Source organism: Actinoplanes sp. L3-i22 (genome assembly GCF_019704555.1).
Classification (GTDB): domain Bacteria; phylum Actinomycetota; class Actinomycetes; order Mycobacteriales; family Micromonosporaceae; genus Actinoplanes.
On record NZ_AP024745.1, the window covers coordinates 6657954 to 6683886 of the forward strand.

6 protein-coding genes are annotated in these 25933 nt (G+C 70.8%); 1 reads left to right on the top strand and 5 read right to left on the bottom strand.

All coding sequences use genetic code 11. The annotated features are described in order from the left end of the window. Nucleotides 1-489, bottom strand: a complete 489-nt coding sequence (locus L3i22_RS30040) for a hypothetical protein (protein ID WP_221320877.1) — start codon at nt 487-489, stop codon at nt 1-3. A gap of 429 nt (nt 490-918) precedes the next feature. Between L3i22_RS30040 and L3i22_RS30045 the strand changes: the two genes are divergently transcribed. Then, nucleotides 919-1242: a hypothetical protein gene (locus L3i22_RS30045; protein WP_221320878.1), complete on the top strand. Its 324-nt coding sequence runs from the start codon at nt 919-921 to the stop codon at nt 1240-1242. 291 nt (nt 1243-1533) lie between these two features. Here L3i22_RS30045 and L3i22_RS30050 read toward each other — a convergent pair whose 3' ends face one another. From L3i22_RS30050 to L3i22_RS30065, 4 genes are all read right to left on the bottom strand, one after another. Further along, nucleotides 1534-2262: a hypothetical protein gene (locus L3i22_RS30050; protein ID WP_221320879.1), complete on the bottom strand. Its 729-nt coding sequence runs from the start codon at nt 2260-2262 to the stop codon at nt 1534-1536. 93 nt (nt 2263-2355) lie between these two features. Beyond that, on the bottom strand, nt 2356-24252 hold the full coding sequence (locus L3i22_RS30055) for a UvrD-helicase domain-containing protein (protein WP_221320880.1): 21897 nt from the start codon (nt 24250-24252) through the stop codon (nt 2356-2358). Beyond that, a complete protein-coding gene (locus tag L3i22_RS30060; protein WP_255657262.1) occupies nt 24249-25295 on the bottom strand; it encodes a C40 family peptidase in 1047 nt (348 codons plus the stop codon). The genes L3i22_RS30055 and L3i22_RS30060 overlap by 4 nt, the downstream gene beginning before the upstream one ends. Continuing rightward, on the bottom strand, nt 25292-25855 hold the full coding sequence (locus L3i22_RS30065) for a hypothetical protein (RefSeq protein WP_221320881.1): 564 nt from the start codon (nt 25853-25855) through the stop codon (nt 25292-25294). Before L3i22_RS30065 ends, L3i22_RS30060 begins: the two co-directional genes overlap by 4 nt. Between the last annotated feature and the right edge of the window lie 78 nt (nt 25856-25933).

Genomic DNA, 25933 nt, shown 5'->3' on the forward strand with positions numbered 1-25933 from the left:
TTACCGCCGGCCGTCGCGGATCTGGTAGAGCCGGGCTTCCTTCAGCCGGGCGGCGCTGGCGATCCGGGTGCGCGGAGCGATGTCGGGCGGCTCCAACATGAGAGAGCGCACCAGCAGGTCGCGGCGGTTCATCGCGAGTTCCAGTACCGCCGCCGCCGTCATCAGTTCGCTGAACTGGTCGTCGATGCTGGCCTCGACCTCGGCATACAGGGCGTTGTCGCTGGGCTCCCACGGCCCTACCCGGGTCATCCCGCGGGTTTCGAGGATCTGGTCCGCCTCGGCCATCGCCTGCTCGTCGTCGCCGCCGATCTCGACCGACAGGTCGGTCACGTACATCTGGTCGCCGCTGATGATGTACACGTCAGTCGTCTCGTCCCCGTCCAGGTTTCCGGCGATCTCCGTCCCGGCCGGGAAGATCCTCAGGTCACAGTGGTCGCCGGCGACGACATCCGGCGCCGTTCCGATGGTGGCGATGTGCGTGGTGGTCATCTCGTCTCCCTCTCCATCCGCTACCACCACCCTATAGCGCGCTATAGATTAAGTCTATAGCGCGCTATAGGGTGCGATTGAAAGATTGGCACGCGGGCCGCCAGCTCAACCCCCACCACACCCCAGAGACCCCCGGCGCCGCACCGAGTCCCACCAGGCCAGCCCGGGCGCCAGTGGCACTGTCCCGTGCAGCGCAGCCGCCCGTGTGAACAGGTACTCCCGGTAGCGCCGCCGGCTATCCAGCCGGCAACGCTACGGCCAGCAGCGCCCAGCGAGGGTGAAGCACGTGCGCGGCCGCGCACACGATCACCTTCACCGGGAGGATTCCGTGACGGCTGAACTTCTGCAGCTGGCCCAGCATGCTCAGGTGCTGCTCGACACCAGACCGGGGCAGCAGCCCCGGTTCTCGCCGGGGCTGGGAGCCGGGCGGTGACCGGCCCGGCTCCGGATCAGGCCCGCGACGCCGGGTGGGAGGCGCATCGGGCCGCGATCGCCCACCTCGAGGCCTGCGGCGAGGCCATGTACACCGAGGAGGAGACCGGCGTCGAGGTGGAGTCGCCGGCGGTCGGCCCGTACTGCGGCTGTTCGGACTGCGACATCCGCGAGGTGCTGGCGGTCGCCTGGCCGATCCTGCTCGACGACGCCGCCGGGACGGTGGAACGCGGCGGCCATCCCGGCGCGGCAGCGCTACTGCGCGCCGAGATAACTCGCCTCCGGCAAGTCTTGGCGGTCGTTCCGGCAACTACGCACTGATCCAAGACTGAGTCCTACGGCTTCACCCCGGCCCGATATGAGGGGGCGTCCGGACAAAGACCCGCCCCATACGCCCCCTGATTCAAGGCGGGACCTTGCCCGGACGCCCGTGCTCGCCGGGCTGGGGTGAGGTGGGCGCTCTCCACCGCTAGACACCGAGCCCGACTACCAGGGGTTGTCCGCACTGGCCGAGCGAGGAGCGGGCTTGTCGACTCGGGAGAGCCAGACCGGGACATACCGCAGGGCCGGACACCCCAGAGGGATGCCCGGCCCTGCGGGTAACTCCGCTACTCAGCCGCGCCGGGTGGCCCCGAGCAGCCGCAGTCGCGCGCCCGCCACGTCTTTGGCCTGCGTGTTCAGGCTGTGGGCATCCGGCGTTGCGATGTCGGGGTCCCAGAGGCCGTAGCCGACGTACAGCACGCAGCGGCCGTGCCGGTTCGCGGCGTCGCGCCATGCCGGGGAGAGCCGGGCGACCCCGTCGACAAGCAGGTGTCCCGAGGGCATCCGGACGCAGATGGTCGCTTTGCCCGGCCCGGCCGGGGTGATCGTGACCGGCCAGCTCAGCAGCGGCTCGGGTGCGCGCACGAAGTCGATGTCGGTGGTCATCCCGGCGGCCGCGAGGGCGCCCACGAGAATGTTCCGGTCGGCCGGGCCGCCGACCTCGGTGGCGGTCATGGCCTGCAGGACCGGCTGGACGGCGAGGACCGGCAACGCACGGCTGCCGTGGTTCTGCAGCACCGCGGCCAGTTGCATCGGTACGGCGGCCGGGGCGGCGGTCGCCAGGGTTCCGGCGGGCAGCAGCCGGACCTGGGAGGTGCCGCAGTCGGGGTGGGTGAAGCCGATCACGACGCTGTCCTGGTCCTGCCAGACCACGACGTTGACGGGGCCGTGCAGCGGCAGCGGGCTGCGGCAGTCCTGGCAGCGGCCGCCGGCGAGGGAGGTGCCGGTGACCTGTCGGGTGTTGTCGGGGCCCAGGAGTTCCTGGACTGCGGTGCTGAGGTGGATGGCAATGCTGGTCATGTCGGTCTCCGCGGGAGTCGTGAGAGAAACGATAAGGGAGTCGCTGACCTGCCCCGGTCTTGCAAGGGCTTGAGACCGGGGCAGGTCAGGCGCTCAGCGGTGGGGCCGGCTACCGGTGGCCGGCGCCGGTCCGGGCGAGGGTCGGCGGATCTCCGGGATGGCGGTGCGGCCGCCCGGACCGGTGAACGCCTGTCCGGGGCCGCCCGCCGGCCGATCGGGACCGGCCGGCGGGCGTGCCGGCAGCGGGGTGAACGCCTGCGCGGCCGCGGCGGCCGCGCCCGTTCGGTTACGGATGCGGTCACCGACCTCGGCCCAGCCCACGCTGGTCTCGTCCGCCCAGGTGGTGTGGTGGCGGGGGTTGTGCAGTTCGGCCTCGCCGATCAGGCGCAGCGCGGTCTCGGTGTCGCCGGCTCCGGCCAGTGATCGGATCAGGGCGGCGAACATTTCGGACTGGGCGTTGCGGTCGGCGCGCAGCGCCCGCCGCTGCTCGAGCGGGCGCGTCAGGATGCTCTGGTCCTGCTGCATGACGTCGGCGGCGGCCTGGACCACGGGGATCAGCCCGAACCGGCGGGTCTCGTCCGCGAGCTGGTGCTGGGCGAGGTGGACGGCGGTTCCGGCGATCCCGTAATCCTGTGATCCGCCGAAGAACTCGGCGGCGGTGTCGATGACCACGATCTTGATTGCCGAGCGGTCGGCCGGTTGCATCGGCGCGACCCCACCGGCGGGCGGCGCTTCGGCCGGTTGCGGGCCGGGCCCGGGAGTTGCCGGTCGTGCGGGTGCCGGCTGCGGGTCGGCGGGGTCACCGTCGTGGGCCGGCTGGCCGGTGGGGGGCGTGGCCGGGGCGGCGGTCGCCGCGGCGGTGCGGGGCTGTTCCTGCGCCAGGGGGCCGGCCGGTGCGGTGGCCGGGGCCGGCGGGCGCGCGGGCAGGATCGCCTTCCAGATGCTCGCCAGCGCCGCGGCGGCCGTCTGCCGGGCGGCCCGGGCCCTTGCGATGATCGTCCGCTGGTCGTCGGGCATGGGCTCCCCCATCGGGTTGGCCGGGTAGGTGGCCAGGTCGTGCTCGGCGTCGCGGGCGGCCCGCGACGCGACGGTCAGGGCCTGGGCCAGGTCGGCCGGGATCTGGTCGCGGTCGAGCAGCCCGGCGATCGTTGCCCAATCCGCTTCGACCAGCACGCCGTCCCCGGAGCGTTCTTCGAGGCGGGCGCCGGCGTGGTAGACCCGGAACTGAACGTGGTCGTTGATCTCGTCGACCGTGGTGGTGTGGGTGAGCGCGTCGACCGTTCCCGGGGCGTCCCACCAGTCGCCGACTGCGGTCCCGGACCGGAGGGCCGCCGCCGCGAGCGCCCACACCAGTCGCGGTTCGGTCTCGGTCGCGAAGTCGGCCAGGATCGCGTGGGCCTGCGGCAGCAGGGCGAACCGGTCGGTCTGGGCAGGTTCCTGCGCGACCTCGCCGTGGTGGGGATCGGTGGTGGGGGTCGTGGCCGGCACGCGCCGGTCAGGGGCCTGGACAGCCGGGGCGGCCTGGTCGGGCGACTTGGCGTTCGGGGCTGCGCCGGGTCCGGATCGTTCCGGGCTCGGGGGCTCGGCACCGGCCGACGGGGCGTGCCCGGCACCAGAATGGCCGCCTGCGGGTACGGGTGTAGGCGCTGGCGTGGCAGCGCCCGGGGCGGTGCTGCTGGGCGTCGGCGGGGGCGGGGCGTTCCCGTTGGTGGCCGGGACCAGGGTGGGCCGGGCGGGCACGGGGCGGGCTGGCTGTTCGGGGGACGCCGCTGACGCCGGCGTGGCCGGCCGCTCGGCTGAGACGGCGGGTGCCGCCGCATCTACGCCGACGGCGGTCTCCGCACGGTCGGTGCGGGGCATCGCAGCAGGGTCTGCCGTCGTGTCCGCGGCGCGAGCCGTGGCGAGCGTGCCCGCCTGCGCGCCGGTGTCCTGCGCCCCGGTGCCAGGCACGGCGGTCACCGGCTCGGACGTCACCGAGGTGTCCTCGTGCACGGGCTCGTCTGCGAGGGCAGGAACGTGACCGGCCGGCTGCGGCATCGCCGCGCCGAAGTCCGCAGCGTCTTCGGCTTCGGCCGGGGGGCGACCGTCGGTGCTGGCCGGATCCGGCCCCGGCGATTCGTCGGCTGCGACGGTCGATGCGGACTCAGTCAATGCGACCTTTCCCTGTTCGGTGGCCGCGCCCGCTTGCGCGGTGGGCTGCTCGGCTGCGGTTTCGGCTGCGTCCTGCTGCGGCGTTGTGTTGTGCTTCTGGGCCTCGACGGCTCTGGCGCTGGAGGCCAGCGGCAGATCCGTCACCCACGCCAGCGAACCCAGCTCGAGGCCCAGCTGGGCGCGGGTGACCGCGACGTACGCCAGGCGGCGCTCTTCGGCGTCGGGTAGCCGGACTTCACCGGTCTCGCGATCCGTCTCGGGCTGGGGCCAGTCGGAGGCGATCCGGACGAAGTCCCATTCCAGGCCCTTGGCCTTGTGCCCGGTGCAGACGATCACGTCGTAGGCCGGCTTGCCGTCCTCGGTCGTGGCCTCCTCAGAGACCAGGTCCCGGGCCATATCCAGCAACTTCTGGGCGCCACGGCTCTGGACCAGGCGCACAAACGCACGCAGCGACTGGGCGCCGTTCTCCTCGTTCTCGACGGCTTCGACCACGGACGTCCAGTCCTCGAAGCCCTGCAGGTCGGGGTGGCCGGTACGCCGGCCCGCCTGCAGCTTGAGCGCGGCCTTGGCGATGTCCTCGATGACCTTGCTGCCGCCGACCAGCGCGACGCGGCGGTTCTGGTCGAAGGCCTCGAACACCGCGGCGACCGCGCCGGCATTGGTACGGGCCAGAACCGCATCCGGATACGGAATGGGGCCGATCTTGCTGTTCAGCGCGGGGGTGCCCTGCAGCTTCCACCGGGAATTCAAACTGGTCAGCAGCCGGTTGCCGAGGTCGGCGGTGGCCGAGCCGAAGCGATGCGACTGAGTCAGGGGCAGGGTCACATCGGCCGGCCACCGGATGATCGCGTCGCGGGCGCCGAGGAAGCCGTAGATGGCCTGGTTGGAGTCGCCGACGACGACCACCTGCGTGCCGGCGGCCTGGTGATCCTGGACGACCTTCTCCATGACCGGGTTCAGGTCCTGACCTTCGTCGTAGAAGATCACGTCGTAGGGCAGCTTCGGGTTGGTCAGCGCCCAGATCTTGCGGTAGTCGTCCGGGTTGAACGGCAGTGTCCCGGCGAGGTTGTTCTTGTCGGCCCACGCCTGCTCGGTGTGGCGCAGGACCATCTCGCGCAGTTCCCGCGATCCCTGAGCCACGTTGTCGGGAAGGTGCCGCGCGCTGATCTCCGGATCGGCGCTGTGCCGGAAGGCGGTCAAGGTACCCATCACCGCGGCGGCGACGCGCTCCGGCATCACCAGCTCGCTCGGGCGATCTTTGTGCCGGATGAGAACTTCCTCGATGCCGAGCTTTTCCGCCCATTCCTGGGGCCAGCCCTCGTTCAGGAGCACCCGTCGTAGTTTCGGAGCGATCGGGTGGTTACGCAGGCCGGTCATGGCGAAGGAATGGCTGGTCGCGGCGTACACGTTCGTCCCAAACTTGCCCTTGGCCTCGTCGGCGACCGATCGGTTGAACGCGAAGTAGGCGATCTTCTTGTCCGGGAAGATCTCGGCGAGCAGGACGAGGGTGGAGGTCTTGCCGGTACCCGCCAGCGCCAGCACCGCGATGTTCTGCTCGGCGCGGTAGGCGTCGATGATGGCCTGCTGCTGGGCGGTAGGTGTGAAGCGCTTGCCAGGCTTCGTCACCGTTCGCGGCGCCGCCGTTCGCGCGGCTGCCGGGCCGGTGGCCGGTGCCACGGCTTCGGCTTTCAGCCAGTCGCTCACTTTCTCCGCGGCCAGCCGGGCCTGAGTTGAGGTGCCGCGCAGGACCCACATGCCGCGGTCAGCCCAGAGATAGAACCGCAGACCGCCCTGGAAGTTCGCCGGGTTCTTGAGGAAGTCCCGCAGCGGGCCCTCGGCCGGGCTGCCGGTCGTGCCGCTGACCTGGGCGAAACTACCGTCCGTGGTCACCAGGATGTGGTCCAGTGCCCTGGCACCGGTGGTTGCCGTGTCGGGCATGGTCGTCGCCTCCGTGCTGGGGTCCGGGTCGCCGGCGGCCGCCGGGACGAGGTCAGGAAGGTGTGCGGGTTCCGCCGCAGCGCTGGGCACCATGTCGGAGCGGCTGTCCGGGTCCGAGCGACCGTCAGCCGGGGCCGCAGCTATGGGCTCAGCGGTTGCCCGATCGGGTGCTGGCTGATCGGGTTGCGGATGCGCCCGAGAGGAGGTCTCGCCAACCGGCGGATCCGCGGGTGTGGGCTGGTCACCGGGTTCGATCGCACCGAGGGTAGGGGTAGGAAGGGTTTGCGGCGCCATGGTGAACAGGTCTCCCTGCGCCGGTTCCAGCACCTCGGGCGCGGCGGCCAGCCCAGGCCGGACCGGCTCGCTCTGCTCGAGCTCGGCGGCGGCCGGCGTGTGCTGCGGTGCCGCAGCGGCTGCCGACCTGGCAGGTGAGCGCACGATCGCGGCCGCGCTATGCAGGTCCGGAGCGGGTTGGTCGAACAGTCGCTGCCATCGATTGGGCTTGCGGGCGGTGGCGACCAGGTCCCCGGCAAGGGTGTCGGCGGCACGGACCACGCTGGAGAGCATGTTGACCAGCCCTCCGTCAGCGGCCGGGTTCAGCTTGCGCAGTGCCGCCCGGGACTGCTGGGCCAGCGCCACCGACCAGAGCAGCAGGTCCGTCGGGTCGGTGGCGTCGAGGTTGATCTGTTTGACCACCTCGATCGTGGCCACCAGCGGTGGTCCGACCTTGCTGGCCGCGCCGCGGGTTCGCAGCAGCGCGTTGCTGGCGATCTTCACATCCCGTAGGGGCCCGCGGATGCGTTTGGTCGACGTGTACGGCTCGCCGTCATCGAGGCCTTTCAGGTCTTGCGTCCGCAGCTCCGGCGGGACCGGGGTGGTGTCAGCCAGTGCGGCGGAGCCCGCAGGTGCGGCGCCGGGGCACGAGGGGTCTGGGACCGTGCGGGTGTGGCTGCCGTCGAAGCAGGCTTCCAGCAGCGCCAGCCCCGCCGGTTCGGCCTGGTCGAGATCAGCTTGTGCGTAGGCAGTGCACAGTGGGCAGACGCAGCCGCTGATCTCGGCGGTGTACGGGCCGAGTTTGTCCGCGCTCACCCCGAGGTCCAGGGTCAGCGGCGCGAGTGGATAGCCGTGGTCGCGGGCCAGGCGGCGAGCCGCCCGGACGGTGTCCTCGTACTCGAGTTCCGTCATGGCGAACAGGTCCGCCTCGTGGAACTCGCCGTGTGCGACGGTGACCGCGGCACCCCACGCCTGGTCGACGAGTCCGACTACCTGCTCATCCGGCACGTGCACGACATCGCCGAAGAAAATGTCGTCGGGTGTGGTGGCCATGTTGATCGCGTCGTAGGCCGCTGCGGTGCTGGCGAAGGTCCACACCCGAATCCCGTCGACCGGAGCTGGCTCGGCGGCCGGCTCGGGTGTGGTCCACATCGTTGTGGCCCGCACGACCGACCGGTTGTAGGTGTCCGAGGTGCTCGCGCACGTCCAGCACCGGCACACGTCGGGCCCTTCGAGGTCGAGCTCGGCGGCCCGCAGGGTCTGCACGGCGTTCGCACCGAGCATTCCCCGCGGGTCGTTTGAGCCGTCCGACCAGGTCGGCGTCGAGCACAACACGCACGTCCCGACGTAGCGTGCGACCCGGGGACCGGAGAAGTCCCGGTAGGTCTGCACCGGTGTCTCGGCCGCGTCCCGCGCGGACAGTTTCGGCGTGTCGACGGGCAACGGTTCGCCGTCGGCCAGACGGTAGAGGCTCGCCGCGTACCGAGCGCGGGCCTGGTCGACGTTGGTAACCGGCCTGGTCACGGCCAGCACGCTGGTGTCGACGTCCGCACCGGAAACATCGAAGGACTTCGCGGGCAACGACTCGGCAAGCAGATCGGGACCGAGCAGTGCCATCAAGTCGGTACTAAACGGGTCGCTGCGCTGGTCAGGGCGGCCGGGCAGGATGGCCACCAGCCGGCCGCCTTCGGCGAGCATCAACCAGGCGATCCGGACGTGATCGGCCCAGATCGTGCGGTTTCCCGGGACGGAGTACGGCGGGTTCATCACGATCAGCTCGAACGGCTGGTCGTTGCGCTGGCGCCACAGTGCCGCGTAGTCCTCGATCGTGGTGTTGTGCAGCCGCACCTGGTCGCCGTGATCGGCGGCGATGGCGGTGGCCCGGTCGAGGCTCGGTTCGACCGCAGTTACATCAGCGTCCGGGGCGGCGGCGAGCACCGCCCGGATCAAGGAGCCGTCACCGGCGGACGGCTCCAGCACCCGCAGTGGGCGCGCACGTCCGTCCAGCTCCGCGAAACGGGCTACCACGTCGGCCGCCAGCAGGTCCGGGGTACGCACCCACCCGGCCGTCGTGCGTTCATGTTGCGGTGCCGGTCCGCCGGCCAGGAACGCGGCCAGGTCGGCGGACCGGTCGGTGGGGAACCGGTACGGCTGGCCAATTCGGCGGCCGCCGGTGGCGCCCATGACGGTGAAGGTGGTGTGTACTGCCTGCCACACCGTCCTCGGCAGCGGTTGCGTCGGCAGGATGACCCGGGTGTCGAGGATGCGCGAACGCGCCAGCACGGCCCGCACGTCGTCCAGGCCGTCCCCCGCGGAGATGAACTGCTGGTGCGCCTGAGCCGGCTCGGTCGGTGCCGTCGTCGGTCTGGTATCTGGGGTCGGCTGCGGCTCTACGGCAGGCTGCGGCGTGTCCGCGGCGTCCGGGAAGAGGGATGGCTGCTCGTCGGCCGCGTCCGCTGTCGGGTCCGGCGACGTCTTAGGCCGGTCCATGGCCGGGGCGGGCCGGGCCGCGACGCCGGCGGCATGCTGACCGGGCGGGCCGCCGACGGGCTCCGCCGGTTGCGGCGGGACGGCAGGTGCAGCCGGCGGCGGGGCAGCGACACGTGGCACGGGTTCGACCTGCGCGCCAGCGGCGCGATCCGGGCCAGGATCGGGGTCGGTCGGTGCGGAGGCGGCCGCCAGCAGCTTGTATCGCGAGGTCAGGCTGGACAGCGTGGCGCCCTTGCCGCCGACCAGGCGGATCTTGCCGTCGATCCCGATTCGGTCGACGGTCATCACCGCATTTCGGACCATGATCTGGTCGCCGGGGTTGAGGCTGCCTGCCAGCACAGTCCGGCCAACTTTGTCGGCGTGCTCGTGAAAGCGGCGCGGCTGTACGCCGCGGCCGATGATCCCGAGCAGGCTTCTGGCGCCGCTGACGTGGTCGGCTTCGACGCCGCGGATGGTCGTGCCGTAGGAGGTGCGATTGCTGGGGATCGTCTTGGTGGCCCGGCTCGCGACGATCGCGCGCAGGTCCGCGCTGAGGTCGGCCCGGTCGTCGGGATCGAGCCCGAGGTACTCCTGCACGGTGAGCCGCCCGTATCCCTCGAGCGCGTCAACACCGTAGGTCTCGAAGCTGGCGAGCGCGTCCAGGGCCTGTTGCTGCGCCGCGTTCCACACCGGCCTGGCATCGGACCAGGCACGCAGGGTGGCCCGAGCCATTGCCCGTTCGTGGTGGTCAGGTGAGGTGAGGCTGTCCTGCAGGCCAGCGGTCACCGTCGCCCGGTCGGCGGCGGAGAGAACGGACAGGTCGGCCATGGTGGGCGCGAGAGGGTGCGGGTACCGGTCGGTCACGGCGGTCAGATGGAATGTTTTGATCCACGACTGGCGGCGTACCGACCACGGCTCCCCCCGGCCGTCACGGAGTTGGTACAGCAGTCGCTGCTGGCGGTCGGTGAGTTGCTCACGGCCACGGCTGTCCTGATCGGGCGTGGGCTCGGCAGCCGGCTGCTGGGCGGCGGACAGCTGGTCGCCTGGCTCCGCAGTGTGGTTGCGCGGTTCAGCAGCCGCCTTGGAGCCGGCCACGGCCGCCGTGGCGGCCTGGTCGGCAGCGGCGCGGTAGCCACGGCTGAAAGCCGCGAACACCTGGTCCGCGCCTGCCCCGACCGGCCAACCGGTTACCAGCGCCAGCGTGTGTATGTCAGCGCCGGGCGCGGACGGGCGGCCCTGCGCGTGCGCGTTACGTCCGAACTGCTCGGCCTGTTCCAGTAGACCGGCGCTCACTTGCGGCACGTGCGTCGGCGGCAAGGCCTGCTGCGCCACGTGGCGTGCCCAGTTGTTGCGCTCGCTGGCGTACGTGGACGCGCCCGGTCCGCGCTTCCAGCCGCATGAACAGTGTCCGTGCACCAGGTGCGGCAGGTCGGACGCGGTGGGCTGGAACTGGTGCGCCGCGTCGGTGACCGGTTCGGCGAACCCGTCCAGCCCAGTGATGATCGGCATCTGTGACTGTTCGCTGGTGGTCAGGGTGACCAGCAGCCCCGGCCGCGCCTTCTGGGGGCTGCGTGACACCCGGCCCGTCGCGGTCCGGCCTGCGACGCTGACCGTCGACGGTGCCGCCTGCACCTGTCCGGTGCTGTACGAGAGACTGCCGTACTTGTCGATGCCGCAGACGTATACGTGCTCGCCGCCGCGCAGCTGGTCCACCCGGACCGGGGCGGGCACGGCCGCCGGCGTGGCGTCACCACCAGCACGGTCGCCCTGCGCGCCCGGTTCGACGCCGTCCGGTCCCCGGGCCGGTGACTGGTCGCCGACCGCGGTGGACGTTACGACGCTGGCCTGTTGCCCGGCTGCGGCTTCCTGGCCGGGTTCACGGCGTTCCGGCTGGCGCGCTTGATCGACGGCGTCGCCGGGAAGGTTCGCGTCACCGGCACGGACCGGTGCCCAGTCCAGGTCGCGCTCGATGATGGTCAGCCCAACGTTGAGCTTCTCCAACTCGGGCAGGTACGAGTAGCCCCATTCGAGGCCGTCGAGGGCGTTGCCCGTGCCGCCGTAGCCAAACGCCTCTCCGGTGGCGGGGTCGTATTCGGCGATCCAGTAGTCCCGGCTGCCACCGAAGTAGTGCAGGTAGATGGCCTTTTCGGCCTTGGGGATGCCGTCAGTGGCGTACAGCGGTGGAATCTGCGACAGCAGGTCGGCGGGCGGATAGAACGCGTGACCACGCCGGCGTCGCTGGGTCTCCGGCAGCCCTGCAGCAGCCGGCTCCGGGCCGGCCAGCTCAACGGACGGGCCGGGTTCGGCCATGGGGCTGTCCCCCGGAGCCGGCTGCTCCGCTCCCGGCGCCGCTGGTGCCGGAACTCTCAGATCGGCGGCACTCTCGTACAGGTAGGCGCTGACTGTGGTGATGAATTCGTCGGTCTGGGGGCCGTCGTGTCCGGTGAGTTTGCTGTGCAGGTCGAACCCGTCGTCGCCGAGCTCGTCGCCCGCGACGAACGAGGCAAGGTCCGCGATCGGGTTCGCGACGGCGTGGTGAAAGTTCTCGTAGTCGTTCGCTCGAGCTGCCGCCACGGTCCGTGGCTCCCTGGCCAACATGTCGATCTTGCTCATCAGCCAGAGGCGTTGCTGGTCGGTCAGGTCGCGCTCGTTCAGCAGGTGAGTCAACCGGGCGGTGGCAGGCTCTGCGGTGTCGCTGGCGTCAGGCTCGGCGGGCTCCGCCAGTGTCTGGGTGGTGGGCTGGTCCGGTCTCGCGGGTGTAAAGGGGTCCTCGATGCGGGCCTGGGCGTATAGGTGGCGTCCGGCGGCCTCGAGGAACGGGCCGCGGAACACGCCTTCGGTGTCGTCGAAATACCTGACCAGCAGTGACATTGCGTCAGCCAGGGACGGTTCGTTGCCGGCATCGGCGATCAGTTCGTCGAGTCGCTCGTGCAGGATGTTGGCAACCCGGTCGTGCGAGTTGGCGCGGGCAAAGGACTGGATTCGTTCATCGCGGGCCAGCTCGGTGAGGCGGCGAGTCAGCCACTGCTGCTGGTCGATGGGCAGATCGGCGACGATGGACGTGAGCTGGGACGCGCTATCGGCCTTCTGCTGGGGCAGGGGTACGTCGGGAACTGCGGGGATCTCGGCGTCGTCGCGGATGAACACCTGGGTGCGGTGGCGGGAGATGATCACTCCCCAGTCGGTCACCGCGATGGGTGCGCCGGCGCCCTCGGCGGCCGCGAGGTGACGGCGCACGTCATGCCGGTCCCAGTGCGCGCCGCTGCCCGGCATGCCCTCGGCGTAGTGCCATCGTCCGGTAGTGCCGACATCGAGCGTCGCGGCGTCCCCTGGCTGCAGTGCCCGCCATGGCAGGAGCAGCGGCCTCGCACTGTAGAAGGTGTTGCCGTCCGGGAACCGGACGGTGAACCGGTGTCCGTCAAAGGCGACCGGGTTACCTGAGTCGGGCTGCCATCCCTGGTGGCGCAGCATCTGCTCCGGGTCGTCCGGGCCGACCTGCAACGTCGTTCTCGGTCCGGCGCCCGGCATGCCGGGCGCCGTCACCACCCACATCGTGGGTGGGGTGATCGGGCCGTCGTAGGTCGCTTCCGGTGTCGGTTCGGCCGCAGAGTTCGGCGTGCCTGCCGTTGCCGGTGATATCACAGTGGGGTCGGTGGCCGTTACGCTTGGCGGGTCGGCCGGCGGTGAAGGTGTTGGCGCTGAAGGCCCGGCTGTGGCGGGCAGGCCGCCGCGATGCGGTAGTGCCACGACGGCGCGCGGCGCGCCAGGTTCGTCCATGGAAGGCGCGCCGGTCTCGGGTGCGCTGCCCGGCGTGGTCGGGTCGAGCACGCCGAGCTCCTGGACCAACCGCTCAAGGTCACGCTTCGCCTGTTCCAGGGCTTCCTGCTGGGGGTATGGCAATCCGGCGCGGCTGGTCGCGTTCGCGATGTTGGCTTCCAGCCGGGCGATGGTGCTCACAAATTCGTCTCGAACGCCGTCGAGCCCGGCAATCCGGTTCTCCAGCTTGCGGATGGTGCCGACCGCGTCCTGTTCGCCGCGAGCGATCGCGGCCAGCTCTGTGCCGGTCAGGCTGATTCGGTCAGCCGTCCACACTCCTTGCAGGTCGAGATGCATCTGGCCGTAAAGCTCGGTGGCGGTGATCGAGATGCCGCCGAGCACGGCGACGTCGACGTCTGTGGGACGGTCACGGGACGCGGCCAGGGCGAGCAGCCGGGTGGCCAAGGCCTGGCCGGCGTCCACTCGTTTGGTGTGGCTGGCGCCGTTGATGGTCATCCGGAACGCGTCGCCGCGGGTCTCGGTGCGAGCCGCGAGGAGCGCGTCCACGGTGCTGATCTTCGCGGTAGTGCCGGCGATAGTGCGCCGGTTCTGTTCGATGGTGGCGGCGAGGGTGAACTGTTCGTCGTGCCAGATCCGCTGCTCGAGTTTGAGGGTGGCCACGGCTTCTTCGAGCCGGGCCAGATCGAGTAGTTCGGGTTTGCCGGTCGCGACGGCCAGCATCACCGACGGGTCGATCTTGCCGCCGTTGTCGTCGACGTCGGTCAGGTCGATGACGTTGGTGGTGTCGTCCGGGTCCAGGATCTGCCGGAAGAAGCGGGCCTTGTGGTCGACCTTCTGCCACAGGAACGGGTCGTAAGAGCCCTCGGTGACCACGAAGATGTGGTGGATGGCGGGGTTCGCGTTGCCCTGCCGCTGGGCGCGGCCCAGGCTCTGTTCCAGCAGGGTGTAACGCCAGGTCGCGTCCAACTGGACGACGGCGATCGCCCGGCGCTGGATGTTGCGTCCGGTGCCCAGCCCTTCCCGGTTGCCCAGCAGGACGGCCACCTTGCCGTCGCGGGCGTCCTGGTCGAGGCGAGCACGTTGCCGCGGGTTCTTGGCGTCCTGGTCGAACCGGATCAGGTCGCGCGGCATGCCTCGGCGGACCAGTTCGTCGCGCAGCCCCTCGTACACGTTCCAGTTGTCGCTGGGCACCCCCAGATCGCAGAAGACCAGGATGAGGCTGCCGCGGACCGGTTCAGGGGTGCCGTCGGCGCGGTGGTAGACGTCGTCGCGGTGCTCACCCCAGATCTGCATGATCCGGTCCGCGGTGGCGTCTACCTTCTCCGGCTCGCTGGTCTGCCGGCCGACGAGCCGGACGGCGAGCGACGCCTTGCGGCCATCGGTGGACATCCACAGCGGGTTGTCCTCGCGCAATTCGCCGCTGACCGTGTATCGAATCTGGGGATCCCGGGCGCGGTAGTCCCGCGATCGGATCGCGATGTCGCGCATCTGCTCGCCGAGCTCCTCGGATCCCGGCACGGCCAGAATCTCGGGCTTCCCGCCAATGATGGTCGGCTCGCCCAGGTCGAGGTGCTCTTTGAGTTTGACGTCGGCCCATGCGAACAGCAGGTGCCGTTTGAGGGCGTTCACGTTGACGTAGACCACGTGGCGGCTGCGAGACTCGAAGCCTGCCCCGTCCGCGCGCATCTCGATGCGTCGGCGAGGTTGGATGAACGCGGCCACGAACTGGTCGTGGGTGTGCAAGCCCATCTCGTCGAGAAGTTCCGGCGCCCCGTACCTGATCATCGAGTACAGCTCGGACGGCGAATTGTCGATCGGGGTGGCGGTGGCCAGGGTGATGACCCGGCGCCGGCCACTGGCGCGCAGGTACTCCAGCGTCATTTCCAGGTCGACGCTGCGCTGGTTGCCCTCGGGGTTGGCCAACTCTCGGACTGCGGAGATGATTGGCAGCTTGCGGAACTTCTGGACCTCGTCGACGACCAGGTAGTCGATGCCGGTGCGTTCGAACGTGGTCGCCGGGTCGCTCTTCTTGTCCTGCAGCTCTTTGATCTGCTCGTCAAGCTTGGCGATCTGCTTCTCGACGTCCTTGACCGTGTACCGGTCGGCGTCGGTGACGCCCTCGAGGTGCTTTTCCAGGCGGGCGACTTGCCGCTTGCGGTAGTCCAGTTCGACGTCACGGCTGACCGGAATCGACTTGAACGCCTCATGGCTGAGGATGATCGCGTCCCATGCACCGGTGGAGCAGCGGGCGACGAATTTGCGGCGCTGGTCGCCGGTGAGGTCTTCGGAGTCCGCCGCAAGGATCCTCGCGCGGGGATAGGCCTGCAGGAATTCCCGCTTGAACTGGCCGAGCACCCCTTTGGGGACGATGTAGCACGGCTTGTTGACCAAGCCGAGCCGTTTCAGTTCCATCCCGCCGACGATCATTTCGAGGGTCTTGCCGGCGCCGGTGCCGTGGAACAGGCCTGCGCCTGGCGTCTCGCGCATCCGGATCACGGCGGCGTGCTGGTGCGGGCGCAGCTCGAACACTGTTGACATGCCGGGCGCTTCGACGCGTTCACCGTCGTAGGTGCGCATGATCCGGGCGTTGAACGTGTCGTTGAATAGCGTGACCAGGGTGCGGGAACGGTCCGGGTCTTCCCACAGCCACTGCCGGAACCGGCTGTCGAGCTGCTCGGCCTTGGCCTGGGCGCATGCGGTTGCTTCGGGGTCGTTGACCGTGCGGCTGCCTGCGGCCGTCTCGATCGTTTTGGTGAGCTGGATGTCCTGCTGGTTGAGCCTGGTCTGCGCCAGCGCGGTGGCGGATCGGTGTTCGGTGCCCCACACGGTAGTGCTCAGGATGCTGGCGGTTTTGCCTCCGCCCACGGACCACTTTCCGGCCACCTCGGCGACAGTGATCGTGCCGTCTTGCAGGATCTCTCGCAGGAAGTCCTGGACGGTGGCCGCCGGGATCCACGGTGAGCCGAGTTGCGCGCCGATCTCCGCCGGCGTGCGGTCACGAGGCAGGACCGCTTCCAGCGCCCGCACGTTGACCGCGAACTGCGGGTCGTCCTGTGCGGCGGCACGGGCAGCGGCCAGTTTGCGGCGCACGTTGCCCGACAAGTACTCGGCCTTACGGATCAGCTGGCCGGTGCCCGGCTCGTCGTAGACGGTCTCGCCGAGCAGTTGGCGTGCCTGATCCTCGGTGTCGGTGCCGAGCAGCGACGCGATCACGTCGAGCCGGATCGTGTTGTGCCGGTCCCAGCACACGGCGACCGCGTCCGCCGGGTTGCCGACCCGGTCGACCGGGTCGGGGACCGCGATGACCCGCTGGTAGAACACCTCGGCGAGACCGGTGACCTCGCCGAGCGTGTCGTCGAAGACCTCCAGAGCCTGCAGGTACGGAAAGTACGGGTCGTCGCGGAAGCCACCCATCTGCGGGTACCGGTGTCTGCGCTGCTCGACCCGGTTGCCGTCCTTGTCGGTGCGGGTCGCGGTGTGCACCTTGCACCGGTTGATCGGCTCGTGGGCCGCCGCGTACTGCTGGTACTGCTGCTGCAGCAACTGCCGCAACGCACTCATCCGGGCGGTGTCTTCGCGATGGGCGGCCTCCTCATTGAGCAGGGCGACCACGGTGTTCCGCAGCTTGATCAACGCCTGGAGCTCGACGACTTGAGACGCCGGCGGGTGTACCTGGTTACGTTCGCCATTGCTGATCTGGGTGAACGTTGCGTTGCCTTCGTCGAAGAACATGCCGTCTTCGGGGTCCGGGTCGGGCACGGTCAGCATGACCGGCGCCGCCGCGACGGCCGGCGAGGTGTGAGACGTGGCCAGGCGCGCGGTCGCGGCGCGCAGCAGGTCAGCTGCAGTGCGATGGCCCGGGTCGACGGTGAGCATCGGCCGGTTCCGGCCGCTGCTGGCCGTCATCCTGCCGAGCACCGCGTCATCGAGGTGACTCAGGAAGTACTGGTTGATCGGGAACTGTTCAAGCTGGCCAGGCTTCTCCGCGTGCGGCACGCTGACGGTGGTGGTGGTGAGCCAGTCCGCGTCGGGGCTGGCCGTGCCGCGGTCGTGGCGGCGTAGGATCAGCAGGTCGGTGACCGTGTCGGTACCGGCGGCCTTCTGGTGGGCGCCGGTGGGTAGCCGGTACGCGGCGATCAGGTCGGCTTGGGCGGCCAGTTGTTCCCGGGCCACCTGGTGCGAGCGGCTGGCACCGTCGAGGGTGTAGCTGGAGGTGATGAGGGCGATCAGTCCTCCGGGCCGGACCGCGGCGGCGGCTTTCAGGCTGAAGTGGTTGTGGATCGGCTGCTTGCGGCCCGGATTGTGCGCCGGGTCGTGCAGGTGGTGCTGGCCGAATGGGACGTTCCCGATGGCCAGGTCCATGCTGGCCGGGTCGATGCGGGTGTCCGCGAACGACTCGGCTCGGATGTACGCGTGCGGGTAGAGCGCCTGCGCGACGGCGGCGGTCGTCGGATCGACTTCGACGCCGGTGAGGTGGATGCCGGCGGGGGCGAAGCCGATGAAGTTTCCGCTTCCGCACCCGGGCTCGAGCACCGTTCCACCGGTGAACCCGAGTCGGCCCACCGTCTCCCAGATGGTTTCGACCAGAGCGGCATCGGTGTAGTGCGCGTTGAGGGTGGTGCCGCGCGCCGACCGGTACCCGTCTTCGCCGAGCAGTTCACGCAGTTCGGCGCGCTCGGCGGCGAACCGGCCCGCGAATTTGGCTCGCTCGTCGAACAGCGCGGGGACCGCACCCCAGCCGGACCACGCGGCCAACGTCGGCTGGTGCTGCGTCGTTGTCGGCTCGCCGCTGGTCAGGAGCCGGACAACGGCCATGTTCGCGCGGATCCGCGCGATCTCGCCGGAGGGCGCCAGGTCGAGCTGGCCGGTAGGCCGGAACGGTGCCCGGTCACTTGGCTGCGGGCCGGTGTGCCCGGCCGCGGCGGCTAGTCCAGCAGGTAGCGGCGTGTTATCTCGCTCTCCGCCTCGCTGCGGGCCGTCTTCAGCCGGCGGAGCCGCTGCAGGTAGTTCTCCGCTGCCGGCGTCGGCCCGGCTTTCTGACGGGTTACGTCCTCGACCGTCTGCGCGATCTCCTCGCCCAGCCGGGTGAAGTGTTCCTGTGGGTCCGGCAGCGCCAGGAACTCGTCGTTGCGGCTGGCCCGCCAGTGCTCCATCATCTGTCGGCCGTACCGGTTCATGCTGATCTCCTAGCTGCTGCGGGGCCGGGGCGTCGGCGGGCGGATGGTCGCTCGGCATCCCGAACAGGAAGTCGATGCTGAGCTGCTGCGGTTCGTTCGACGGCGCACTCAGTGTCCCGGTCGTGGCGGGCTGTTCGACGCTCCCGGCGGCCGGTGTGGCCGGGAGCGGTTCCGCCGCCGGCGCGGGTGCGGGCGTGTCATCAGACGGGTTCACGGGGTCGGATGTCGTGGGATCGGCGGGGTGGGCGTCGCGGCCTGGACCCGTGGGCAGGCTGGGGTCGGACATCGGAATGCCTCGGACGTAGCGGTCCAGGTCGTCGGCGGCGCGGGTCAGCTCGGCGTTGGTCTGCCCGGGTTTCAGCAATGCCAGCCGCAGCTGCTCGAACTGCTGGAAGTCCGCTCTGAGATCACCGGTGTGCAGCTGGGAGCGGATACCGCCGCAGCAGTCGTGGCAGCGCAGGCTCCCGGCGAACGTCGGGCGGAAGGGGTGTTCGCCGCCGTCCCACGCGTACACGTCGACGATTTCTTCCCGCGCCCGGAACTTGTGCTGCTCGATGGGGGTGGTGGCGCGGTTTCCCCATTCCTCGCATGCGGTGACGTCGGCATAGGCGATGGTGGCCGGCTTCTTGTCGATCGTCACCTCGAGCCCGGCGCCCGTGACACGGTTGACCCGCAGGCCTTGAGGGTGGTCGGCGGTGAACACCTTGTTCTTGGAGTGTTTCCAGGTTCTGAAGTGCGCGGGCTGCCAGCCGGTCGCCCCGTTCGGGATCACGGTGACCAGCTGTGAGCCCCACAGGATGTGCTGCTCGAGTGGCCGCTCACCGTCTCTGGCCCCTTGGACCAGGTACTGCCGATCCCCAGCCTCGTTGGCGGGCCGGTCGGCGAGCAGGGTCGGCTGGCTGTACAAGAACAGTCCTGGTGCTCCGGGGATCTCGCTGCCGATGACGACGTGGGCGCTCAGGTGGTCCACGCGCGTCGGAACCCCGGCGATGTGATCGGGTCTGGGATCAGCCGGAAGCCCGTACATGACGTCAACGCTGGGCTGCTGTAGTTCGCCCGACGGCGCACTCGGTGTGTCGTTCGGGGGGTTGTACGGGGTGGCGGCCGCGGCTGGACCAGCGGGGTGCTGGGCTGCGGCCGGTAGCAGCCCTGGACCGTCCGCAGATTCGGGCCGCATCGCCGAGGGCGGCCGGCTCACGTCGCCGGTGTTCTCCCGCCGTTGTAGCGCCGCGCTCACTTCGGCGATCGGGTCCACCTGCGGGTCAGGCAGGTTCACGCCGTCTTCCCAGTCGTAGGCGCCACCGAATTCCGACTCCGCCGTCTGGTGGATCTGTTGCCGCAGCGCGAGCAGGGTGTCGGCATCGGTTCGCGGGTGCGCGACTTCGACGACCCATCCCTCGAACTCGAGGCTGGGGTTCGGGGTGGCAATCGCGATCACAGGACTGATCGGCAGGGCCGACTCGATGCGCCGGGCGAAGTCCATGGCCTGCTCGAAGTTGCGGCCGTACTTGCTGCCACCACCGAGCCGGCTGAAGACCACGTAGTGCGTGTGGGCCACGGCTGACGGCCCGGCGAGTTTGGGGGCTCCTGTCGGGACTGCACCCTGATCCGGGGATGAGGTTGGCCGGCCGGTGACCGTGAAGGTGGCGCCGGTGACCGGCACCTGTACCTCCAGCACGCGTTCACCGGAGCCGACTCCGTGCGGAGCGTGCGGGTCCGGCACCCAGAGCATCACGGTGACGGTGTCGACGAGGGCGGTGCGGTGGCTGCGGCTCCACCACCGGTCCAGTCGGCCGTGCACGGTCTGTTCGACGCCGTCAACCAGGCCCGTGATGGCGCCGTAGGCATCTTGACGGATGCGATGCAGCGGTACCGGACCGGACGGCTCGGGTGGGACCGGCCGGCCGTCGGCGATCGCCTCGTCGATGAATCGCTGCTGGATCAACGGGCGACGACGGTGGTTCTGTCCGGCTGACAGCAGTTGCGTCAGCATGTCCTCGGCCGCGTGCTCGCCGAAAAACACGCGGCGGAAGCCAGGGATGGTCCAGGCTGGCCGGCCAAGGTGGTCGACGGTGTCCTGCACCTGCATGCCGATCTCGGCAAGGTGCGCAACGACCTGCTCGTGCGCAGTGCCGGGTCTCCTCCACGGCTGCGCAGCCGGCGGCATGCCCGCGGCGGGTTTCAGGATGCTGACGGTGGCCTCGTTTGGCACGGCGATGTTGACGCCGCCGAGGGCGTCCGGATGCGCGGCGACGGTCATGAGGTGGTGCTGGGCGGGCACCCAGCCCTCGTAGCCTTCGTTTTCTCCCGTCTCGATCACATAGCCGGTGACCGTGCCTGTGCGGCCGTCGGCCATCAATCCGTGCAGCCGGGCGTACGCGCCGGCGGCTACTTCGGCTGCGGTGATCGTGTCCATCACCGGTGCGGTGTCGCCGCGCGGGTCCTGCAACTGGTGCAGGGTCGTGTCGTATAGCGACGGCGCGGTGCTGTGGGGCTCGTCGGGCTCGACCGGCGGCGAAGTGCTGGCGGCGAGGGTGAACAGGGACGGCTGCTGCTCGGCGAGTGTCTGGGCGGCCGGGTTGGGCCGGTGGATGACTGTGAAGGTGGCACCCCCGGCGGGCACGGCGACAGTGACGACCCGCCGCCCGTCTGGGCGCGGTGAGGGAAGGTCGTCCGGAATCCGCAAATGGACGTCAACGAGGTCCGACTGGTGGCCTCGCCGGGTACGGCGCCTCCAGAAGTCCAGCGTGCCTTCGATGGTCTGTTTCTGCCCGTCGACCAGGCCGGTGATCCGGCCGAAAGCGCCGCGTGGCACCTGCCGTAGCGGGCGCGAGCCGGCGGCCGGGCCGGCCCAGCGGCCTTCGGCGAGGGCTTGGTCGACGAATTCCTGCCGCAGCACCGGCGGATCGGTGTTCGCGCCCCAGGATGCGGCCAAGTGGGCGAGCATCATCTTGTCGGCGTCCGGCCCGACATACGGCTCGTCGACACCGGGCAGTCGCCATCCGGGCGACCCCCGGCCAGCCGGCTCCAGTTGCTGGCCGAGCTGTGCGAGAGCGGCGACGACCAGATCGTGCCGCAGTGGCCGCCGCCACGGTGCGGTGCCGCGCGGCATCTCGTCGGGGGCCTCCATGACGGTGACGTCCGTGCCCGGAGGGACGGCGATGTCCACGCCGTCCAGCGCGTCCGGGTGTCCGGCGACCGTCAGCAGCAGGTGTCCCCCGGGCACCCAGCCGCCCCAGCCGTCGAACACCGATCGCGTCGCGATCAGGTAGCCAGTGAGAGTGCGGCTGCTGCCGTCCGAGAGCTGCCCGCCCACTTGGAGGTAGGTGCCGTCGAGGACATCGCCGGGCGGCAGGGAGTCGAGCCGGGCTGCGTCCTCGGGTGCCGGAGAGTGCAGGATCCGGACTGCCGTCTCGAACGCGTCGTTCGCCGGTCCGATCAGCGGTGTGGTGGTGTCGGTTTCTGGGTTCAGCCCGGTGGTCGCGGCCTCCGGCCCGGCCGGCAGCTGGGTGGCGGCCGCAGCGGGACGAGACTGCTGCCGGCCGCCGGTGTGGGTTGGCCGGATGGCCGCCCACGCCTCAGCGGCCGTGGCCTCAGCCTCGGCCGCATGCGTGGGGTCCAGGTTGGATCCTGCGGCGTCGTTCCACCGGGCGGCTGCCACGTTCACCTGGCGAATCTGTTCAGAGGAAAGCTGGTCGGCGCGGACCTGCGCGGCCAATTCGCGCCAGGTTGCCGAGAACACCGGCGGGGTGTTGTCGTCCTCGATGAGGTGATAGCCGCGGCGATCGTGGCGGAAGCGTCGTTGCGGGCCGCCGGCCTGCGGGTCAAGAGTGCCGCCGCCGTTTGGTCCGGCCTGGAACCCGGAGTGTTCCCAGCTGTGGGTGATGGCGGCGGCGTGCAGCGCGGTGGTGGCGCCGGCCGCCCACACCAGCAGGTCGCGGGAGGTGTCCGGGCCGGCGGCCGCGAGGATCTCGAGGGCCTCGGCGCGCAGGTGGTCCGGGCGGGTTTCCCGGTCGGCGGCGGCGATCAGGATGAACAGCACGGTGCGGTCGTGGTGGCGCACGGCCCGGTTGGTGGATACGTGCCACCACGACCAGGCAGCGTCCGCGGTGATGAATGGGCCGACCGTGCTCGCCTGCCGAGTGCGTCGGTCGGCGATGACGGCGTACACCATGCCGTGCACGTCGCCGATGTGTTCCAGCGCGGCCAGGTGGGCTGTGGTCAGCGTGATCTGGTTGCCGGGCGATGCCGGTCTGCCGGTGTCGAGCCGGAACGCGTGTGCCGACGTGAGGGGCGCAGTGTGCAGGCCGAATCCGGGGTCGTCGAGCCGCGGCATGCCGGCCGGGTTGTTGTCGCGGGCGGGCAGCGGCCAGGTGTCGACGTCCCAGCCGGGCACGAAGTCGGGGTGGTTCGCGGCGGCGTGGGCCAGCCACATCGACCGTACGGCGTCGAGGGTCAGCAGGTCTCCTGGGCTGCGTTCGCAGCCCGTGACCGGGCAGAGCCAGGAGTATTCGCCGCGACCCTGCCGGACGGGCGGGTAGCCGAGCGCGTACCGGCGGGCGGAATCCTCGACGACGTTTTGCGAGAACCGGGGGTCGCCGATCTTGGCGAGCTTCTCCTCCAACGCGGGCCCTGGATTGACCGCGATGTCACGGATCGCCTGCCGGCGAGCGAGATCAGGGTGCTCGAGTACCGCGGCGGTGGGCGCCGGTTCGGGGATGGCGGCGGCCGGTGTCTCGTCGGTGTCCGGGGTGTGCGGTGAGGCCGCTTCACGCTGCTTGTCGGCGACGAATTCCCGCAGGGCCGGCCAGGTGTCGGTGCCGAACGGCCGGTGGTTCGGGTCGAGCAACTCGCCGCGGTCGATCAGGTCGAGTGCCCGCTGGTAGTCGCCTGCGGTGAAGGCGGCATCGGTGGCGGCGAGGACCTGCTGTACGCCGGCGGTGCGGTCGGCGGCGAACGCCTGCCGTTTCGCCGGGGTATCCAGGTCCATCAGCTCGGGCCGGACGGCCAGGATTTCGCGGGCGGCCGCGGCGACGGCCTTCCACCGCTCGCCCGGCGCCATGTCGTGGAGGCTGCCGCCTTCGCCGATGTACCGGCCGACCGCGGTCGGGTTCCGGCCGATCAGCGGTGAGGCCGCGTACTCGCCGGCCCGGTCCTCGACCTTGACCCGGATCCGTGCCTGCTCGAGCGGGGTGAACCCGGCCAGCGCACCTGTGGTCGCGGCCGGCGGCGGCGCTGGGAGGTCGTCCTCGGGCTCGGCGGCCCGACTATCAGTGTCGCTGATGCCGGGGTGTTGCGGCGTCCCGGCCGGGGTTTCGGCGGGAGTTCCGGACAGTTCGCGGCGTGCCACGATCGCCCTGAGTCCGTCCCAGGTGTTCTGCTGGCGGCGGTGCCGGTAGTGCGGGTCGGTGAGTTGTCCCTGGTCGAGCAGGTCGTAGGCGGTGGCGACATCGCCGGCGTGCAGGGCGGTGCCGGCGGCAGTGGCGAGTTCGGCGCATTGCTGGGCGCGACGGTCCGCGTGCGCGGTGACCTGCTCGATGGTGCGGGTCAGGATCTGGTCGCGGTCGTGGGCGGCCCGCGCGTACTCCTCGACCGCCTCCCACACGAGGCCGAACCCGTACCGGGCGGCGAGGTCCTGCAGGTGGCCTTCGGTGATGTACCGGCCGACCGGCGCATAGTCGATCTCGGCGCCCGGGCTGGGCCGGAACATGGGGTTGTCGATGATGCCGGGGCCGTGGTCGTCGACGGCGACCCGCAGCTGGGCTTGGGCCAGCGGCGACAGCAGCGCCAGCCGCGGACCGGTGGCCGGGTCGGCGGCCGCGGCGGCCAGTTCGCTGATGCGTTCCTGGACCTGGTGTTCCTGGACCCGGTCGCGGAGCACGTCCCCGTCGGCGATCGCGGCGGGGCTCGGCTCGGGTACCGGGTCGCCGGTCACCGTGCCGCGCCAGAGCCGGACGTCGATCGGCACGGCCGGGGCGGGCATGACCGGCGTCTGCGTGGTGACGGTCAGGGTCGTGGTCGGGCCGTGCCCACCGGGGTAGCCGGACAGGGTGAGGGTGGTGTCGGTGCGAGCCGCCACGTAGCCGGTCCTGGTCCGGACCCGGCCGTCGAGGTCGGGGGCGGTGACGGTGATGTGGTCGTCGGCGCCGACCTGGCCGGCGGACCGTTGCGCGGGAGTGGCTGTCATCGGGGTCTCCTGGCTCATCGGGTCACCGGCCGGCGGATCGCGGCGATCTGGCTGCGCCAGCTGCTGACCGGGGTGACCTTGACGACGTCGCCGGTCTTGGGTGCTTGCACCAGGTAGGGGCGGCCGTCGCCGGCCGTGCCGATGTACATGCCGACGTGGCGGGGGTTGGCGCGGGTGCCGTCGCTGCCCGGGATGAAGATCAGGTCGCCGGGTTGCATCGCCGCGATCGTGGTGACGGCGGTGCCGGTGTGGACCTGGTCGGTGGTGACCCGGGGGATCGTGACCCCGGCGGCGGCCCACGCCTTCTGCATCAGCCCGGAGCAGTCGTAGCTGTCCGGGCCGGCGGCGCCGAACACGTACGGTTTGCCGACCTGGGCCAGGGCGAACCGGACGGCGGTGGCCTGCTGGGCGTCGCTGGGCAGGGTGTAGCCGGCCGGGATGCCGGCGCCGGGTTCGCCGGGCAGGCCGTCGCCCTCGTCGCTGGTGCAGGTGACGCCGAGTCCGCTGCTGATCGCGTCGACAAGTTGCTCGGACTCGGGCTGCCATTTCGCGTACGCGTCCGGGTAGGCCGACCGCTGCACCTGTTGCGCGGCCTGGGTCAGCGGCATCGTCTGCCAGCCGTCGACGCGCAGCAGGGCCTGGTAGAACTTTCCGGCGGCGTAGTCGGGTTGCAGGATCTGCGCCGGGCTGCCCCAACCCTGGCTCGGGCGTTGCTGGAACAGCCCAAGCGAGTCGTGGTCGTTGCGGGCGCCGAGGTCGCCGTAGTTGTGCAGGGTGGATTCCTGCATCGCGGTCGCGACCGCGATCACCCACCCGTAGCGCGGCACCTGCAGCTGTGTGCCGACGGTGACGATGGTGGCCGCGTTGCCGGTCTGCTCCGCCGACCAGTTCCCGACCCCGGCCGCCGCCGTGCTGGCGCTGGGGCCAGGACTGGTGGTGCTGGTCGCGGTGCAGGTGGTGCCGGTGCCGAAACTCGCGACCGCGGCGACACCCAGCAGGCACGGGGCGAGCAGCAGCACGGCGCTCCCGCCGGCCACCCAGGCCCAGGTCCGGCCGGTCACGGCAGCCCCGCCGGGGTGATCTCGAACGCGGCCACCCGCCACCCGCTGTCGGTGCGGGTCAGCCGGCAGGCCACGATGCTGGTCTCGGCCGGCCCTCGCCAGCCGTGCTCGCCGACCGGGGTCGCGGTAACCCGCGCCCAGCGGCGGGCGCTGCCCGGGGTGTCGGTCGCCGGCCGGGCGTCGTTGTCGTCGCGGACCGTGGTGGACAGCCGGGCCTGATGCGACCGCCAGGTGTCCCAGCGGCCGTCACGGGCCGCGGCCGGGGCCTGCGCGGCCAGGGCCCCGTCCATGTCGGTGGCGGCGCGCGCCCAGGCGGCGCCCGGGTCGCGGTCGCGGCGGGTGTCCGCGCTGTAGAGGGCGGCGGTGAACCGGCGGCAGACCGTCGCCGGGTCGCGGTAGTCGGCGAGCGCCGCGGTCGGCGGGCTCACCGCGGCCACCACCGGCGCCGAGCTCGCCGGGGACACCACGGTGGTCGGGGTCGCCGGGGCGACCGGAGTGAGGGAACAACCGGCGGCGGCCAGCACCAGCGGCAGGCCACAGCAGCGCACGATCACGTTCATGCCGGCGACGCTCGCAGCCCGGTAGCGGCGCTACCGCTGCTGCTCACCGCCGGTAGCGCCAGTGCTGCCGCGACCGTA